Origin of the sequence: Psychrobacter proteolyticus (genome assembly GCF_038155145.1) — a bacterium.
Classification (GTDB): domain Bacteria; phylum Pseudomonadota; class Gammaproteobacteria; order Pseudomonadales; family Moraxellaceae; genus Psychrobacter; species Psychrobacter proteolyticus_B.
Genome location: NZ_JBAKAY010000003.1, coordinates 272534 through 290162, shown reverse-complemented (window position 1 = coordinate 290162; position 17629 = coordinate 272534). Strand labels below are relative to the sequence as shown.

Annotated in this window: 14 protein-coding genes and 1 other RNA gene; 8 read left to right on the top strand and 7 right to left on the bottom strand. The window is 42.1% G+C overall.

Features of this window, described 5'->3' with window-relative positions:
- Positions 1-86 precede the first annotated feature (86 nt).
- The gene (locus V6252_RS05580) at positions 87-956 is read right to left on the bottom strand and encodes a UDP-2,3-diacylglucosamine diphosphatase (protein ID WP_341609681.1); all 870 of its coding nucleotides are present in this window, start codon (positions 954-956) and stop codon (positions 87-89) included.
- 123 nt (positions 957-1079) lie between these two features.
- Complete coding sequence (locus tag V6252_RS05575; RefSeq protein WP_057760980.1) at positions 1080-1595, bottom strand: peptidylprolyl isomerase; 516 nt, start codon at positions 1593-1595, stop codon at positions 1080-1082.
- Positions 1596-1888: 293 nt separating this feature from the next.
- Between V6252_RS05575 and V6252_RS05570 the strand changes: the two genes are divergently transcribed.
- From V6252_RS05570 to V6252_RS05550, 5 genes are all read left to right on the top strand, one after another.
- On the top strand, positions 1889-3628 hold the full coding sequence (locus tag V6252_RS05570) for a glutamine--tRNA ligase/YqeY domain fusion protein (protein WP_341609680.1): 1740 nt from the start codon (positions 1889-1891) through the stop codon (positions 3626-3628).
- A gap of 164 nt (positions 3629-3792) precedes the next feature.
- Positions 3793-4536 (top strand): phospholipase D family protein, encoded by a 744-nt coding sequence (locus tag V6252_RS05565; protein WP_341609679.1) that lies wholly within the window; start codon positions 3793-3795, stop codon positions 4534-4536.
- Positions 4537-4780: 244 nt separating this feature from the next.
- Entirely contained in the window at positions 4781-5419 is a 639-nt protein-coding gene (locus V6252_RS05560) for a peroxiredoxin (RefSeq protein WP_057760978.1), read from the top strand.
- 219 nt (positions 5420-5638) lie between these two features.
- Complete coding sequence (locus V6252_RS05555; protein ID WP_191113951.1) at positions 5639-6301, top strand: glutathione S-transferase family protein; 663 nt, start codon at positions 5639-5641, stop codon at positions 6299-6301.
- 313 nt (positions 6302-6614) lie between these two features.
- Complete coding sequence (locus V6252_RS05550; protein ID WP_341609678.1) at positions 6615-7565, top strand: META domain-containing protein; 951 nt, start codon at positions 6615-6617, stop codon at positions 7563-7565.
- A gap of 130 nt (positions 7566-7695) precedes the next feature.
- Here V6252_RS05550 and ruvC read toward each other — a convergent pair whose 3' ends face one another.
- Positions 7696-8280 (bottom strand): crossover junction endodeoxyribonuclease RuvC, encoded by a 585-nt coding sequence (ruvC, locus tag V6252_RS05545; protein WP_341609677.1) that lies wholly within the window; start codon positions 8278-8280, stop codon positions 7696-7698.
- 259 nt (positions 8281-8539) lie between these two features.
- Between ruvC and V6252_RS05540 the strand changes: the two genes are divergently transcribed.
- Positions 8540-9172, top strand: coding sequence for an FxsA family protein (locus V6252_RS05540; protein WP_057760971.1), 633 nt, complete (start codon positions 8540-8542; stop codon positions 9170-9172).
- 106 nt (positions 9173-9278) lie between these two features.
- Here the strand turns inward: V6252_RS05540 and ssrS are convergent.
- Positions 9279-9474: non-coding RNA, 6S RNA (gene ssrS / locus V6252_RS05535), on the bottom strand.
- A gap of 247 nt (positions 9475-9721) precedes the next feature.
- Between ssrS and gpmI the strand changes: the two genes are divergently transcribed.
- Together gpmI and V6252_RS05525 are read left to right on the top strand one after the other, a co-directional pair.
- Positions 9722-11380, top strand: coding sequence for a 2,3-bisphosphoglycerate-independent phosphoglycerate mutase (gene gpmI, locus V6252_RS05530; RefSeq protein ID WP_341609676.1), 1659 nt, complete (start codon positions 9722-9724; stop codon positions 11378-11380).
- A 234-nt stretch (positions 11381-11614) separates the two neighbouring features.
- Complete coding sequence (locus tag V6252_RS05525; RefSeq protein WP_341609675.1) at positions 11615-13084, top strand: S41 family peptidase; 1470 nt, start codon at positions 11615-11617, stop codon at positions 13082-13084.
- 74 nt (positions 13085-13158) lie between these two features.
- On the opposite strand, the gene V6252_RS05520 is transcribed toward V6252_RS05525, so the two are convergent.
- The 3 genes from V6252_RS05520 to V6252_RS05510 all read right to left on the bottom strand — a co-directional run bounded on the left by V6252_RS05520 (position 13159) and on the right by V6252_RS05510 (position 17379).
- Positions 13159-14874 carry a sigma-54 dependent transcriptional regulator gene (locus V6252_RS05520; RefSeq protein WP_341609674.1) on the bottom strand — a complete coding sequence of 572 codons (1716 nt, stop codon included), beginning with the start codon at positions 14872-14874 and terminating at the stop codon, positions 13159-13161.
- 78 nt (positions 14875-14952) lie between these two features.
- Positions 14953-16710: a sensor histidine kinase gene (locus V6252_RS05515; RefSeq protein ID WP_341609673.1), complete on the bottom strand. Its 1758-nt coding sequence runs from the start codon at positions 16708-16710 to the stop codon at positions 14953-14955.
- Between the two features lie 33 nt (positions 16711-16743).
- A complete protein-coding gene (locus tag V6252_RS05510; RefSeq protein ID WP_101206382.1) occupies positions 16744-17379 on the bottom strand; it encodes a response regulator in 636 nt (211 codons plus the stop codon).
- Between the last annotated feature and the right edge of the window lie 250 nt (positions 17380-17629).

Genomic DNA, 17629 nt, shown 5'->3' with positions numbered 1-17629 from the left:
GCTATTTAAAAGTGTAGTAAAAAACAAAAGGGTCTGTTGAACTATCAACAGACCCTTTTGTTTTTTAGTTAGGTTCAACGATCAAGTCAAACAAGCATTGTAAACTCAAACAATCCAAACTCAGCAGTATTATTGCTTAAATCATTACTATTCAAACTGTCACTTGAATGCGCGTCATCTGTCACTACACCAATCACGGCGCTAACTTTCGGCTGGCGGGTGTCTTTATCTAACAAGCGCCAGTCGCCAAGCACGTAGCGCTTTTTATCATCAGTCGCCTGATGAATGTCTGGACGATGGGTATGTCCGTGTAACAATGCATCACTAGTAGCAATAGCTTGACGTACGGCTTTATCATTCACATCCATGATATGAGCAGCTTTGTTCGCATTATTCTGCTGACTTCGTCGACGCATATTATCTGCGATGGCTAAGCGTTTTTCTAATGACTTATTAAGCAAATACCACTGAGTTAAACGGTTGCGCATAATTTTGCGAAAGAACTGATATTTTTTATCATCAGTACATAACGCATCACCGTGCTCTAAGCGGTAATGCTGCTGACCAACAGGCAAAGTATACGGTTCGTTGATAAGCTCACCACCGAACAGATTACAAAACGGCTGACCTAACAGAAAGTCACGGTTACCGTGCATGACCAATATTTCACAGCCATTAATACGTAGCTGCTTGAGTTTGGTGATAAGTGGAGTCAACCAGTGCGCTATCTTCTCGTCTTCTGACAACGATAAATACGTATCATCACCTAGCCACACCTCAAACCAATCACCCAATATAAAGAGGCGTTTTAGCGCTGGCAGGGCGAGACAGTCATCTAATAGCGCCAAAAAAGCCTGCACTAAGGCAGGCTCCTGAGGCGATAAATGCAAATCGCTAATCAATACTTGCCGCACTTGATGAGGGCGGGTCGTGATTAAGTGATTAAAACTTTGCATTTATCTTGGTCCTCGTGACTTATCGTATAGCGAGCATGATTTAATAAACTATATTAAAAAATGCTCGCTCATTCACAGCTATCGCTAAGTAACTATTACTGACTAGCTGCTATTGAATGACTATTACTGAGTAATGATGGTTGCTGAGTTGATAACAACTGGCTCTTTTGGCACATCAGCATGCATGCCGAAACGACCAGTTGGTACGCTGCGCATTTTTTCGATAACGTCCATACCACTTGTTACTTTACCAAATACGGTGTAACCCCAACCTTGCATGTTTTTGCCAGAGTGGTTTAGGAAGTCGTTGTCTTTTACGTTGATGAAGAACTGGCTAGTCGCTGAATGCGGATCTTGGGTACGCGCCATCGCGATAGTACCTTTATCATTTTTTAGACCGTTGTCCGCTTCGTTTTCGATAGGCGCGTTGGTTGGTTTTTCATTCATCTCAGCGTCCATTCCGCCGCCTTGAATCATGAAACCATCAATGATGCGATGGAAAATTGTACCGTCATACTGACCAGATTTTACGTAGTTTAAAAAGTTTTCTACGGTTTTTGGTGCTTTTTCTTCGTTGAGTTCGATAACGATCGCACCCATATTAGTTTCAAGTTCTACTACTGGTGGCATGTCTACCATGGGATATTCCTTTTTGATTGCAGCGCCCTAAATAGCACTATTGTGAGTGGTGGTTAAAAAGTTACGGGTAGTCTAACGGCTTTTTTATCCCGTGTCATGTATCAGGCTGTTAATGCGTTTGCGAAACCTGATAGAATAACGCAACTTTACCCATTTTTGACAAATTTTGATAATGCGGTCGCACTATCTAAGTTTTAATATTCTCGTTTTATTTTAACACTTTAGTTTAAACGTTTCGTGATGCGTGATGGCACGCACCATGAACTGACAATTTGCGTTAGGAGCAATGCCCGATGAGTGATCACTCAAGCAACAATGCACAAAAAGACGAAGCAAAAAACGATTTTATTCGTAATATCATTCGTGACGATGTCAATGCGCAAAAATACCAGCAAATTGTAACGCGCTTTCCGCCTGAGCCAAATGGCTACCTGCATTTAGGTCACGTAAAATCTATCTGCTTAAACTTTGGTGTGGCCAAAGAGTTCGGCGGTGTGTGCAACCTGCGTTTTGATGACACCAACCCAACTGCTGAAAAGCAAGATTACATCGACAATATTAAGAACGATGTGCAATGGTTAGGTTTCGAGTGGGCAGGCGAGGCGCATCATGCCTCAGGTTATTTTGATCAATTGCATGCATGGGCAATTCAGTTGATTGAGCAAGGCGACGCTTATGTTGATTTGCAAACCCCTGAGCAAATCAAAGAAAACCGTGGTTCATTCAATGAAGCGGGAACGCCTTCACCATATCGTGATGCCAGCGTTGAAGAAAACCTAGCGCTGTTCAATGATATGAAAGACGGTAAATACGCTGAAGGAAAGGCTATTTTGCGCGCCAAGATCGATATGGCCAGCCCAAATATGAACCTACGTGATCCTGTTATCTATCGCGTGATGCATCAAGCGCATCATCAGACTGGTGATAAATGGTGCATCTATCCGATGTATGACTTTGCTCATCCACTCTCGGATGCGTTAGAAGGGATTACCCATTCATTATGTACGCTTGAGTTTGAAGATCATCGTCCATTCTATGATTGGGTCATCGAAAAAATCGGCTTTGACGTACCGCCGCATCAGTACGAGTTTAGCCGCTTAAACGTTGACCATACATTGACCAGTAAGCGTAAGCTAAAGCAGCTAGTAGATGAAGGTATCGTAAGCGGTTGGGACGATCCACGTATGCCGACTGTCGCTGGCATGCGTCGCCGTGGTTATACGCCAGAGGGCTTGCGTGATTTTTGTGAGCGTGTGGGTGTGACCAAAGCGGATAGTGTGGTTGATTTCCGTTTGCTAGAGTTTAGCGTTCGTCAGTCATTAGAGACGACAACTGGTCGCGGTATGGCGGTACTAAAGCCATTAAAAGTGACCATCACTAACTTTAGCGAAGCGGTCAGCAGCTGGGAGTCGCAAAAAGCCGATAGCGTTAATGCACGTTTTGACGATGCGACTCAGACGCTTTGGTTGACTCAGCCGAACCATCCTAACGTCGATATGGGTGAGCGTGAGATTCCATTCACCGAAACGCTATACATTGACCAAGGTGATTATGAAATTGAGCCGCCTGCAGGCTACAAGCGTCTCTCTCCAGAAAAGCCAGAGATTCGTCTGCGTAACACCTACGTACTAGCAGTCACTGAGCATATCACTGATGAAAATGGCAATGTCGTTGAGCTAAAAGCGACGATTGACCCTGCTACTTTGGGCAATAACCCTGAAGGACGTAAGGTTAAAGGCGTGATTCATTGGGTATCAGCCAGTCAAGGCGTACCAGCGACCGTACGTATGTACGAGCAGCTATTCAGTGCTGAGGACCCAAGTGGCGTCGCTGATGTTCATCAAGCGCTAAACCCGAACTCGCTCACTGAGCTAAATGCAGTGGTTGAGCCGTCTCTGGTCAATGCAGATGCTGGCACGCGCTTCCAGTTTGAGCGTGAAGGTTACTTCATCTCTGATAGCGAAGATCACAGCACGGATAAGCCAGTATTTAACCAAATCGTTAGCTTGCGTGATAGCTATAAGCCAGCTTAATTTATGTTGACTCAGTATATGAAAAGTATCGTTATTCAAATAGATATTTTGGAATAATACTGAACAATAGTAGTTTGCAAATTAGCCCATTTCTAGTACGCTAGGAATGGGCTTTTTTGTGTGTAGTTATAAAGTTAAGCATAGTAAGATTTGAGGAAATAAGAATGGCAAAGTTTCTAAACAGCAGTGGTACAACGTATCATTTAGAAGAGTTGATTAAAAATGCGTCTGATCGGTTGATTATTATTAGCCCATACTTGAAGCTTAATGAACGTATCAAAGAATTATTGGAAGACCGCAACCGTCTCAAGATCGACATTCGAATTGTTTATGGCAAGAATGATTTGCACCCTGAAGAAATAAACTGGCTCAAAAACCTGACCTTTATTCGTACTAGCTTTTGCAAAAACTTACATGCGAAATGCTACCTGAATGAAAATGAGTGCATTATTACCAGTTTAAATCTTTATGAATTTAGCCAAGTTAATAACAATGAGATGGGCGTACTGATTTATCGTAATGATGATGCCAAACTTTATGCCGATACTTATGAGGAAGCGCAGCGCATCATTCGTATCAGTGATGAAGTGAGAATGTCTCTTGAAAAAGTGACCGAAACTGAAAGTGAGTCTGAGCCTAGTACCAAAACAACAAACTCTACTACCAACGTAAGCGTTAACTCTACGACAGAAATCACACCTAATTACTCTAAACTGACCACCGCCAAGCTTGCTAAAGAGTTGGGCTTTAAAACGCAAGAGTTGAATGACAAGCTGCTTGCAGCGGGTTACCTACAATCGCAAGATGGTGAGCTAGTATTGACCGATGCTGGACGTGCAGCTGGTGGTACGAGCAAGAAGGGTAAGTTTGGCGAGTTTTGCTTATGGGATGCAGGGATGGTGGTTTAATTATTTATCAAAGCTACTTGTCCATAAGAGTTCATTAAAAGATTTGTCCATCAGCTTAGAGTTAAACGGAATAACCGCATTACAATCCGTCACAAGACATTCATAACCAGTTTGTTAAGATAAAGTCAGTTTTTACGGATGTGCTTTATGTTATATTTGATAACTGAGCACGTCGATGATAATAATAGAACGCGAGGCCGACGTGTCGATATAAGCGTTCATTCACATAGCTAAGGAATCAAGCATGGCACATTTACGTTTAGGTGATACCGCACCAAATTTTGACGCTACAACCACAGAAGGTGACATCAATTTTCACGAGTGGGCAGGTGATCATTGGGTCGTTTTCTTCTCGCATCCAGCAGATTTTACGCCAGTATGTACCACTGAGCTTGGTCGCGCCGCTGCACTGAATGGCGAGTTCCAAAAGCGCAATGTAAAGCCGATTTGTATTTCTGTTGATAGCTTAGAAGATCACAAAGCGTGGGCGAGCGATATCGGTGAGACTCAAGGCACAGATATGAACTTCCCAATCATCGCTGATCCTAATAAAGAAGTCGCTGAGCTATATGACATGATGCATCCTAATGCCGACAGCACTCATACAGTACGTAGCGTCTTTATCATTGATCCAAGCAAAAAAGTTCGTCTAACGCTGACATATCCTGCCAGCTGTGGCCGTAACTTTGATGAAATTATCCGCGTAATTGACGCACTACAGTTGTCGGATGAGTACAACATTGCAACACCTGTAGACTGGAAAGATGGCGACGATGTGATCATTCCACCAAGTGTGAAAAATGAAGATATCGCTGCAAAATATCCAAAAGGTCACAAAGAGATTAAGCCGTATCTACGCACCACACCTGCACCAAACAAATAATTAGACTGATGTATAAATGTGATTAAATAAAGCCCCATGACTCAAGGTTATGGGGCTTTTATTATTTCTACTTTATGATTAATAACACTTTGCCATGATGGCCAGATTAGGCTATAACTGTGGTATAGCGTATCAATATTTGTGCTTATCAGTACAACAACCATAATAAAGCGTATCAGCGTCAAATCGCTGTCCAATCATTCTTACAAGGAGTTTGCTATGAAAAAACTATATATTACCCGTACAGCGCCCAATCCACGTAAAGCACTTATCCTATTAGCTTCAAAAGGTATCGATGTTGATGATATGGATGATGTGGATGTGATCGATATTGATTTTGCGGCAAATGAGCAAATGTCAGAAGCCTTTACGCAAATGAATCCAATGCAGACCGTACCTGTTTTGACCTTAGATGATGGTACAGTACTGAATGATTCGCAGGCAGTTTGTGAGTATCTGGATCGTGTTTACGGTGAGCGTTCGGTCATGGGTAATGATGTGGTACAGCGTGCGCAAGTTTGCTCTATGCGCCGTGTTGCAGAGTTTGAAGTGATGTATAACTTGATGCTCGCGTTTCAGCACAGTCATCCATCTAAAGCACAACGTATTGAGCAAGTGCCAGAGTTCGTCGCACCATCAATTGCTCGTGCGGTTAAAGCCATGGCATATTTTGAGACGATATTAGAAGGTCGTGAATACCTAGTAGGTGAGCAATTAAGTTTTGCGGATATTGTGCTATATCTCAGTTTGGATTTTGGTAAAGTATTAAAAATTAATCCTAATGAGCAAGGCGAAAACCTAGCTCGTTTTTATCAAAAGATGAATGAACGTTTCAGTATTAAGAATATGGCTAAAGCCAAACCTGCAAGTGTGAATGACTAAAAGGTTCTAGAAAAATAGTTTAAATCATAAAATTTATCTATTAACCTGTTTAGTAAACTGATCACTATAAAGCAAAACAGCTAACCTCAATCGTTAGCTGTTTTTTTATGAAATATAATAAAAATCAACATTTCGTTACATAAGTTAATAGAGCCAAGGTTATAGTGGTTAATCTAGCTTAGTTATATCAATTATGTTTCTTACTTATTCATTAAAGAGGAATGCTTTTAAATTATGACTTCTTTTGAATAGGTTTTTAAAACATAGATGGTACGCGAGATAAGTTGTACAAGCTTACTAAGAGGTATGTAATATGGTAGGTAGCCGAAATAAGTCAACGTTAAAATTACTGCTATTACCCAGTATGATGGCAGTTAGTCTGATGCTAAGTGCGTGTCAAAAAGAAGCGGCGTCTAGTGAAAATGATACATCGCAGGGTGCTGAAGCTGGCAAGATGACAGACTCAGCCGTAAGTGAAGGTCTGGTATCTAGTATGAGCCCTACATCAGACGAATCTGAACCTGTTGAATTAACCGCTCAAGACAAGCTGACGACCACCTTATCTCATCATCGCTGGACGTTAGTAAATGCAGTCGACGCCAATGAACAACCTATGGCTGAATTTGCGAATATCAACAGTCAGGTAACGCTTGCATTCAACCAATATCAAGGGCAAGACACGCTAAGCTATAGCGTAGGCTGTAATACGATTAGTGCTGGCTATCAGTTAAAAGGGCATACCTTAACTACTGAAGAGGGTATGAGTACAAAGATGTCTTGTAGCGATTTAGACGTGGCAGAAAACACCTTGAATACGTTGATGCAGGGCAGTAGTGAGTTCAAAATTGATCAAGGCGATAATCCAGTATTAACCCAGTTTACCGACGATGATGTAACTCTGGTTTGGAATGGTAGGCTTACTGCACAAGCGAAATATAACAGTAAGGGTGAAACAGTATTTTGGGCAGTAAACTCCGAAACTATACCTTGCGAAGCAGGTAACTCTGAGCAGTGTCTACAAGTTAAGCCTATTACTTATAATGATCAAGGTATTAAAACTCACGAAGGACAGTGGCGAGTATTCGTTGGTGAAATCGATGGCTATCAGCATGATAGCAAACACGAAGAAGTACTACGCTTACAACGCTATCCGCTAAACATCGATGAATTATCAGAGACCAGTGAACCAACTAAAGATGATACTGCTGATGAAAAGTATGCTTATATATTAGATGCTGTCATTGAAAGTGCAGTTGTAGAGTAGCTTATTATAGTTTGAGCATTTGAAATGTTCATAGTCATAAAAAACACGCGTCTAATAGCGCGTGTTTTTTTATGGGATGTCTACTTTGCTGTTTATCTATTTTGACGCGTTTCTGTTTCAACGCTGATTTTTAACGCAAGTTACCCAAATCTTCTTCAGTTAAACGCCAACGACCTTTCTTCTTGGAAGCGCTGCGACCACGCATAGCGCTATTCAATATCAGTTTGTTCATTGAATGGCTTGAGTGAGCGTGACAGATGGCGCAGGCAAGTCCATCGGCAGCATCTTGTTGCGGTACGACTTCTAACGCTAATATCCGGCAGACCATCTCTTGTACTTGCTCTTTGGCTGCCGCTCCATAACCACAGACGGCTTGTTTGATTTGCCGAGCCGTATATTCTGACACTTCTAAATCTAGTGCAACCATTGCTGCAATCGCTGCACCTCTTGCTTGCCCAAGCTTAAGTGCAGAATCAGGGTTTTCCGCCATAAATACTTGCTCAATCGCTGTATAGATAGGCTCGTCTGCATATTTTAAATGATGCTGTGTGATACGCGTTAATCCATTAAAGATACGTTTGAGGCGTTCAGGCATCTCTTTAGTATCTGTGCGAATCGTCCCTGCATCGATATAGGTCAGCTTGTCACCTGTCTGCTGTACTATCCCATAACCGGTCATGCGTGACCCTGGATCAATTCCTATAATAATTGCCATAATATTCCGTCTTGCTTACCTGTCATTTTATATTCAATCCTATATAAATCGGATACGGAGTCAGACTTGCTCAGCATGCTACTCGTAGTACTGTCGCTCACTTTACTTGTATCCAAATTATATCGTACCGACTATATGGCTTAAAAATTAGCCTTAAGTTTGATAGTATAGCAACCAATCCCCATATACATCATATGTTAGCCATTTTAATTTTCATGGCGCTCAATTTATTGGTTTTTATTTTATAGGACGACACTTTATGGGTCAGATAGTTGGTATAGCCATCGTTTGGTTTATTATCGAGATGCTACTGTGGTATTTGCTTGCTCAGTTTATGAGCGGCTGGTGGGTGTTTATGTGGTTTATTATCGCCGCGGTTATCGGTATCTCCTTGATGCGCAAAGGTATGGCTGCTCTTAATCCAATGGCGCAGCAAATGAAAGCTGGTGGCATGATGAACCCTGCGATGCGTCCGCCAGAGACCACGATGATTAAGAGTATCGCGATGGCAGCTGCTGGTATTTTACTGCTTATTCCTGGGGTACTTAGTGATTTGATGGCGCTGTTGGTCGTATTGCCACCTGTGCAGAAAAAGCTAAAAGACTTGGCCAATAATTACGTCATGAATAATCAGCAAAAGATGATGGAAATGATGGCCAAGCAGATGGGTGGTCAAATGGGTGGTGGTCAAAATCCGTTTGGCGGTGCTGGGGGCATGGGCGGTCAAAACCCGTTCGGTGGCGCAGGTGGCATGAATGGTCAAAATCCATTTGGTCAACAGCAGCAAAACCCATTTGGTGATGTGTTTAAACAGCATACTACGGTTGATGGTACTGCCAAAAACATCCCTAAAGATGTAAAGAAAATTACCAAGTCTGCTAATGACGAATAACTATTCAGTTAAATCGTAAGCATAAAAAAAGCCCCTCTAGTCGATGACGAAAGGGGCTTTTTGGTGGTAGTGAACAAATTATAAGAAATATATTTACTAACCGAATGAAACAACCGAAGTGCCGCTGTAAGATGGTGACCCATGAACCGTGAAGTTCAGGGCGGATGCGTCATCATCTCTGCAGGTTTCCTGATACACCGCAAGCGGTGCAGGCATACACAATGAGACAATAGGTACCACATCCTGGTAAAGCATTATCGGCTCAGGGAATAAACATCTACTAGCCAACACTTCAGAATAGTTTTATCTTAACCAATGAAAAGAGTGATTGCAAGTCTGAATTACAGATTGATACGTAGCTTGGTTGATTGGCCGCATTCATATTATATTATATAGAAAAATCATCGCAAGATAACCCTATAAAATTATTCATAAACTCACGAAAAATGCTCAGTTTTTCAGCTATTTCAAGATGTGTGTTAATATAGAGGGCTTTATATTCCCTTACACAGCATTATAGGCGTTCATTCACTCGAGGAGCGGTAATATATGACCAGTACCCAACAAGCATCAGACTCTATTGATAATAATAAAACACAGCTTAGCAATAACCAAGACGGTGCACAGAATAAAAAAATACCGCATGTCTTGATGATATTGGACGGCTTTGGTCATCGTGAAGAAGATAAAGATAACGCCATCGCTGCCGCCAATATGCCAAATTTAGACAAGATTTATCAGCAATATCCTCATGGGCTGATTTCAGCTTCAGGGGAAGATGTTGGTTTGCCAGATGGTCAGTTTGGTAATTCAGAAGTTGGTCACATGAATTTAGGGGCGGGGCGTGTTCTTTATCAGGACTCAACTCGTATCTCAAGTGAGCTGGCCAATCGTGAATTTTATAAAAACGAAGCATTGGTCAATGCGGTAAAAGCGGCCAATGAACGTGGCGGTAACGTCCATATTATGGGCTTGCTCTCTGATGGCGGTGTTCACTCTCATCAAGACCATATCGAAGGTATGTGTCATTCAGCATTGGTCCATGGTGCCAAGAATGTCTTTATTCATTGCTTTTTAGATGGCCGTGATACCCCGCCTAAATCTGCTGATAAGTACATCAATCGTCTGCGCGACTATGTCAATAAATTGAATGCTCATTACGAAGGTGGCCGCGTACAGATTGCGAGTATCATCGGTCGCTACTATGCAATGGATCGCGACAATCGTTGGGATAGAGTACAAAAAGCCTATGAGCTGATTACTGAAGGCAAAGCTGATCGTCTATCGACACGGGCAGATGGCGCTGTTCAAGCTGCTTATAAAGCGCGTGAGACCGATGAGTTTGTCAGTCCAACGACCGTAATTGGACGTGATGAAGTGCCATATACTGTCAATGACAATGACGCACTTATTTTTATGAATTTCCGTGCCGACCGTGCTCGTGAGCTTGCCCAAGCGTTTGTCTTGCCAGATCATGAGTTTTCTGGATTTGCGCGTCAAAAGCAGCCAAAACTGGCGGCGTTTGTGATGCTAACTAAGTATTCAGATGTCCTAGCTGACAATCCAAAAACCAGCATTGCTTACTACCCAACGTCTTTAGCCAACACATTGGGAGAGTACTTGCAGGATCAAGGAAAAACCCAGCTGCGAATCGCTGAAACTGAAAAATATGCGCATGTGACGTTTTTCTTTAGTGGCGGCCGCGAAGAAGAGTATCAGGGTGAAACTCGTATTCTAGTGCCATCTCCAGACGTTGCAACTTATGACCTACAGCCTGAGATGAGCGCGCCTGAAGTCACTGATAAATTAGTAGAAGCGATTGAGTCTGGTAAGTATGACGTATTGGTGGTCAATTATGCCAATGGTGATATGGTTGGACACACAGGTATCTTTGATGCAGCGGTAAAAGCAGTAGAAGCTTTAGATGTATGTGTTGGCCGTATCGAGTCAGCGGTGCGTGCTGCTGGTGGTGATATGCTTATCACAGCTGACCATGGTAACTGCGAGCAGATGCAAGACTATGAAAGCGGACAAGTACATACACAGCATACGACAGAGCATGTGCCATTGATTTATGTAGGCGACCAAAAGCTGCAAGTGCGCCGCGGCGGTAAACTCAGTGATGTGGCACCGACTATTTTATCATTGATGAATGTTGATGCCCCTACCGAAATGACAGGTGAAAGCTTATTGGTTCCAGCAGTCTAGGCCAGTCGAATTAAAACACAGTACTTGAATGACTGTGGTTTATACTGACTTGACAGCTGTACCAGAAGATATCAAAAAGGAAAGGATAACCTATTATCCTTTCCTTTTTTTGTGATACATTTTACTTAATTTACTTGCAATACTATGCTAGTTCGAAATATGCGTTTGGTGCTATCTTATAAGTCGCTATATAACGATAAATTCGTATTCTCTATTATTTAAATGAGTTCTTTTATGCAGCCTATTTCTTTTGCACGTTCTTTTTTATCCAAAGGGTTAAGTAAATCAGTAGGGAAAGCATCAGTCGCGTCCAAGATTTTGCAGCCTGCAATTTTAATAGGTGTGCTTGGTTGTGTGATTAGCATAAATGCACAAGCAGCAGTGGGAGCTTCTACAAATAATGATAATCCTACAAATGGCCTACAGCTCATCAGTTTAAATGCAGATGAGATAGCGGATGAAAACGACGCTGATAATTTATCTAACATTGCTGATATGTTAGATGTCGCTGATGAGCCAGATGACTCGATAGATAGTGTGCCAGATGAAAGCGCGCTAACGGATGATGCCGATGATATTGATACGGACATTCCAGCAGAGGTCGCACAAGTATCGCTAAATGCTATCTCTCCTGAGACGCTAAAGACATTTGTGGCTGTGGTAGATTTAGTACGTCGTCAATATGTCGATGCGGTCAATGATGAAGAGTTATTTAGCAATGCGATGAGCGGTATGCTGACCAAGCTTGACAGCCATGCTGAGTTTTTGGACGCAGAAGCTTATGAGAATCTACGTGCTTTCACTGAGGGCGACGTTGGTGATATTGGTATTAAGGTTAATTACCAGCCAGAAGCAGGTTATTGGGTCGTGACAGAGGTTATCGATGATTCACCTGCAGACAAAAAAGGCATCGCAGTTGGTGATTATTTGCATCAGGTTGATGAGTTTAAGCTAGACGACGGGCGACAGGTCAATGATGTTGAGCAACTCTTAACGGGTATTGCCGGTACGCAGGTAGATATTATTACTTCCAAAGCTGGTCGCCGTAAGCACACAACGACGTTGCAGCGTAATAATAGTCATCCGCAGATTATCGAGACCAAACTGGTTGATGGTATTGCCATTGTTAAATTACCAGCATTTCAAAACAACAGCCGTGAAAAGCTGTTGGAAGGTTTGATTAATTTAGATGCACCTATCTCAGGCATTTTACTAGATATGCGTGATAATCCAGGTGGTGTACTGACATCGGCAGTGAGCGTGGCCAGTTTATTTATGGATGATACCGATGTGGTGCAGGTGCAAGCACGTCAAAATAAATCACGGGTACTATCGACCCAAGGTGATGCGATACTTAAACCTTTGCCATTAGTGGTATTACAAAACCGCTATTCAGCATCAGCAGCAGAGGTGCTTGCCAGTAGTTTACAAGCACAAAAACGCGCTACTATTATCGGTGAAGTTAGCTATGGTAAGGGCTCAGTACAGTCGGTCATACCGCTAAACGATGAGCAAGCCGTCAAATTGACTGTGGCCAATTATATGACGGCAGCAGGCAAACAAATAGACGAGATCGGTGTAGAACCTGATGTGACCTTATCAGGCAGCGAGAACACGTGGGCGCAGCAAGCATTAGAATTAGTAAAGGCGCGCGCACTTGATTCTGGTATTCGCTTTGTTAGAAAAAATGCTACGAAAGAATAGAATTTCGTAGCAATTAATTAACAGCACATACCATTCAACGCTTAAAAATATTTGATGACGACGTTCAAAAGAAACTAGTCGAACGCATCTTCAGAAATTTCGAGCTTTTTCATACGGTAGCGTAAAGAGCGAAAGGTGGTTCCTAATAATTCAGCTGCTTGGGTTTTGTTCCAGCCAGTTTGTTTGAGTGCCGTGATAATCAGCTGTTTTTCTTGTTCCTGTAAATAATGCTCTAACCCTTGAGGCGGTAGTTGACCGTCGAACAATTCTTGTAAACCTGATATGTCTTTAGAGGTTTCTTGTTGGGCGGTGGAGTCAAGGATCGACTCTTTGTCATGGGTACTTGCTACGTTGGTTGACGAACTGTTATGACTAGCTGACGAATGCTGTACCGTTGAAGGGTAGTGGTTGATATTAGTACGATAAGGATGTAAATTGGTCGCTCTTTGTTCAACCTGCGTCGTCATATTGCGACTAGATTGAATGACTTGCTCATCGTCCTTTGTTGATTGGACTGTAGATTGAACGTCTATTTGACTTTCTACGTTACGGGCAGGTAGCTCAGAGCTATTGATAGTTGAACTATGATTTTGCTCTTGTATATTTATAAGCTCAGGTTCAATGTCAGGAAGACCTAAATGACTAACGTCTATGTATGAGGCCTCAGCTAACGTAACTGCACGCTCCAATAAGTTGCGCAGTTCACGGACATTACCCGCAAAATCGTGGCGTTGTAAGCGTTCGCAGGCTTCCACCGTCAGTGACGGCGGCGACTCTAGTTGCCAGTCGTCAGCAATCATCGCCAAAAAGTGGTCTGCCAACACAGGGATGTCATCACGGCGTGCATTAAGTGTTGGAAGCTTTAGCTCAATGACATTGATGCGATAATACAAATCTTGTCGAAATGCACCATCTTGTACCAATTGGCTCAGGTCTTTGTGAGTGGCAGACAAAATGCGGATGTCTACTGGAACTTCTTTTGTATCACCAATTGCCCTTACTGTTTTTTCTTGAATGGCACGTAACAATTTAACCTGCATGGCTAAAGGTAAGTCTGCCACTTCATCTAAAAATAACGTGCCGCCATTGGCTTGCTGGAATAATCCCTGTTTATCAGCGACAGCCCCTGTAAAGCTGCCTTTTTTATGACCAAAAAACTCCGACTCCATTAACTCCGATGGTATCGCACCGCAGTTCACTGGTACAAAGCTGCCATCACGCCGTGGACTTAAATCATGAATCAATCTGGCGACCACTTCTTTACCTGTGCCAGAAGCGCCCGATAAAAACACAGGTGCCTGTGAGCGTGCTAGCTTTAGAATAGTGTTTTTGAGGGGATGCATGACAGCAGAATTACCAATCAATCTACTATCTAGCATTTTTTGTTCAGGAGAGCATTCCGGTGCGACCTGTACTTCGTTGTCTTGATGAATAACTTTTATGGCATTCTCTACCAGTTGACGTAAACGTGGTAGTTCTAGCGGTTTATTGACAAAATCAAAGGCACCAAGCTTTAACGCTTCAATAGCTAAATCCATGCTGCCATGAGCCGTAATCACTGCTATTGGAATATTAGAGCTATTGCTAATTTCTTTTACCAGCTCCAGTCCAGAGCCATCTGGCAGTTTTAAATCCGTCAGACAGAAATCGTAGTCATTGTCTTGCCAAAACGTTCTTGCTTGCGACAATGTATAAGCCACATCACTTTTGATACCCATTTTAGTCAAGGTAATTTGCATCAATCGACATAAATCTACTTCATCATCGACGACTAGCGCGGTTGTTGTCATACATCATCTCATCGTATTTTATGGCTATAAAATCAATAGCTGGGTCTAAATGGGTGTAATAGCTTTTAAAGGGCAAATTTAGGTAAGATTTTCTTCGATAGTTTGAAATTTATTATCAGATTTAATAGAAGGTACAATTAACCGAAAACATGTTTTCTCATGTTCAGGAATGTAGAGTAAACGCGCTTGATTGGCTTCACAAAATGCTTGTGATAAATAGAGCCCCAGTCCTGTACCAGCTTTATCTGTTGTAAAAAACGGATCAAACAAAAGTTCTAAATTTCCAGCACTAACACCATTACCATTATCTAATATATCGATTATAACATCGTTGTCTGCGCAGTAAATGTCGATTTCCACATAAGCGTGGGGATGAGCATAGCTGCTATAACGCAAGCCATTGTTGATTAGGTTGATTAATATCTGCTCTAACTGATGAGTATCAAATGATATGATGGGTTTGGTTTTGATTCGTAGAAAAATGTCGTGTCCTTGAAAGTAATTCTCCAAAAACGATGGCATCCATTCAGCCAATTCGAGCACCTGCTGGGTAGCCGTCTGCTGACGAGACAGCTTTAAAATATCCTCAATGATACGGTTTACACGTTTTGTCTGTGAAAATATCATCTCATAAAGCTCATGGTTGCCGGTTATGGCAGTATTCGATTCACTTGTTGATGCACTGTCATCTTCCATTTGTTCTGCAACATCTTCCATTAATAGCTGACTGGCTTGCGATATCGCTGCTAATGGGTTTCTGATTTCATGGGCAATACTGGCAGTTAATTGCCCTAAAGAAGCCAGTTTCAACTGTTGAGCACTGGCTTGCTCACGGCGTAAGTCTTCTAATATGACAAGTTTGCTATCGTCTTTTAGTGGAATAATCTGTACGCGTAATTTGCCAAATATTGAGGCATTTGCCACAGCTGGCACATCGTAGGTAAAAGCGCGTGACTGCCCAGATGCTACCGACAAGCAGGCATTAAACAACTGTGAATGCTGTTCATTGAGTTGCTGCTCAAAATTAGAGAGAAGTGCTTTGCTATGAGTCTCTTTCACATCTTCAAGGGTATTCTGTGCTGTGACAGGCGTGACAAGTGATAGACTCAGCAACTGATGTGCGGCAAGATTTGCTAAGACAACATGTTGCTTATCGATAACGATAACACCATTCACCATCTGCGTGATAACCTCTTGATTAATCACGTTGAGTCGCTCAACTTCCTTAGCATGGTTTGCCGCGACCTTTTCAAGCTGTACCAATCGCTGAGAGATAGACCAACTCAAACCGCCCACTGCTAAGAAGCTCGCTGACATCAGTAGCGCATCGCCTAGATTAGCTAAACTCATGCTATTAGCAATAGCGTAAAAAAATTGCTGATAAATAACGAGAATGATGGCAAGTAAAGTAATAACCAATGCTTGCGAGCCATGTAGTAGCATAAAGCTGGCCGCGACGACCACCATGTATAGCATGGTTAACTGCAAATCAGGGTTACCTGTCGTGTAGAGCAGCAGACTTAATATAATAACGTCTAAGGCCAGTCCGAATGCCAGTTGGCGGCGCATATGTTTTCTAACAACATAAAATAGCCCAAGCAATATCAAGCTTAACAGGACGTAGAAGCTTAGAGTCGTTTGTTGCAAAAAACTCGGTAAAGACGCGCTATCACCAGTACGAGCAGAGATGTATAGCATGAGCATAGAAAACAGGCTGACGACGAAACGATAACTGCTATAGATTAGCCCTAATTTACGTAATTGCGGCAGAGGAAGCGTATCGTCATGATGAACATAACGAGTAATGGCAGAGCTAAGATTGGTAGCAGGGTTCATAAACTGGCCGTAATAAAATAAACGCTAAATGGTTTATGGTTGAATCAGACCATGACGAATGGCCAAATGAGTTAATTTAACATCACTATCAACCCCAACTTTTTCATAAATACGGTAGCGATACGTATTAATGGTCTTGACGCTAACAAACAATTGATCGGCTATTTGCTGAGGGCTCTGACAATTGACAACCATCATAGCCACTTGTTTCTCTCTGTCACTTAATAAGTCAAAAGGTGAATTAGCATTATCAGACAATAAAACGTCTGCTAACTGTTCAGCGACATCTTGACTGAAGTAACGACCTCCTTGATAAATCTTTTTGACCGCACGTATCATTTCATCAAGCGGCGTGCCTTTAGTAATGTAACCATTGACACCTGCTTTAATCAGCATTGAAGGATAGGGCTGTGCAGACATACTACTGACCGCCAAAATCTTGATACCCATGTCGAGTTGTATCAGACGTTTGGTTGCTTCAAGCCCGCCAATATTCGGCATATTGACGTCTAGCAAAATTACATCAGGATGTAGTTGTTTGGCTTGTTTGATAGCCATGTCACCGCTGTCTGCTTCACCTACTACTTCAATATCGGGGCTGTCTGACAACATACGGCTAATACCCATCCGTACCAAATCATGATCATCTACCACTAATACTTTAATCATAACCATACTCTTTATTGATTGTCAGAATGAACGCTTTATTAGGTCCAAATAGTATAAAAAATGAATATATTTCAACCATTGTTTTTATCTTCGTATATTCAAAATACCGCTGATTAATATAACAAAATACGAGTAATCATAACATTCGAAGTTAAATTATATTGCTGCAGTGTGAATTGATGTTTCTATAATATAAATTGGTTGTAGCAAAGTTTGAACGAAGCCAAAAAAAACTACTAAATCAGTTTGA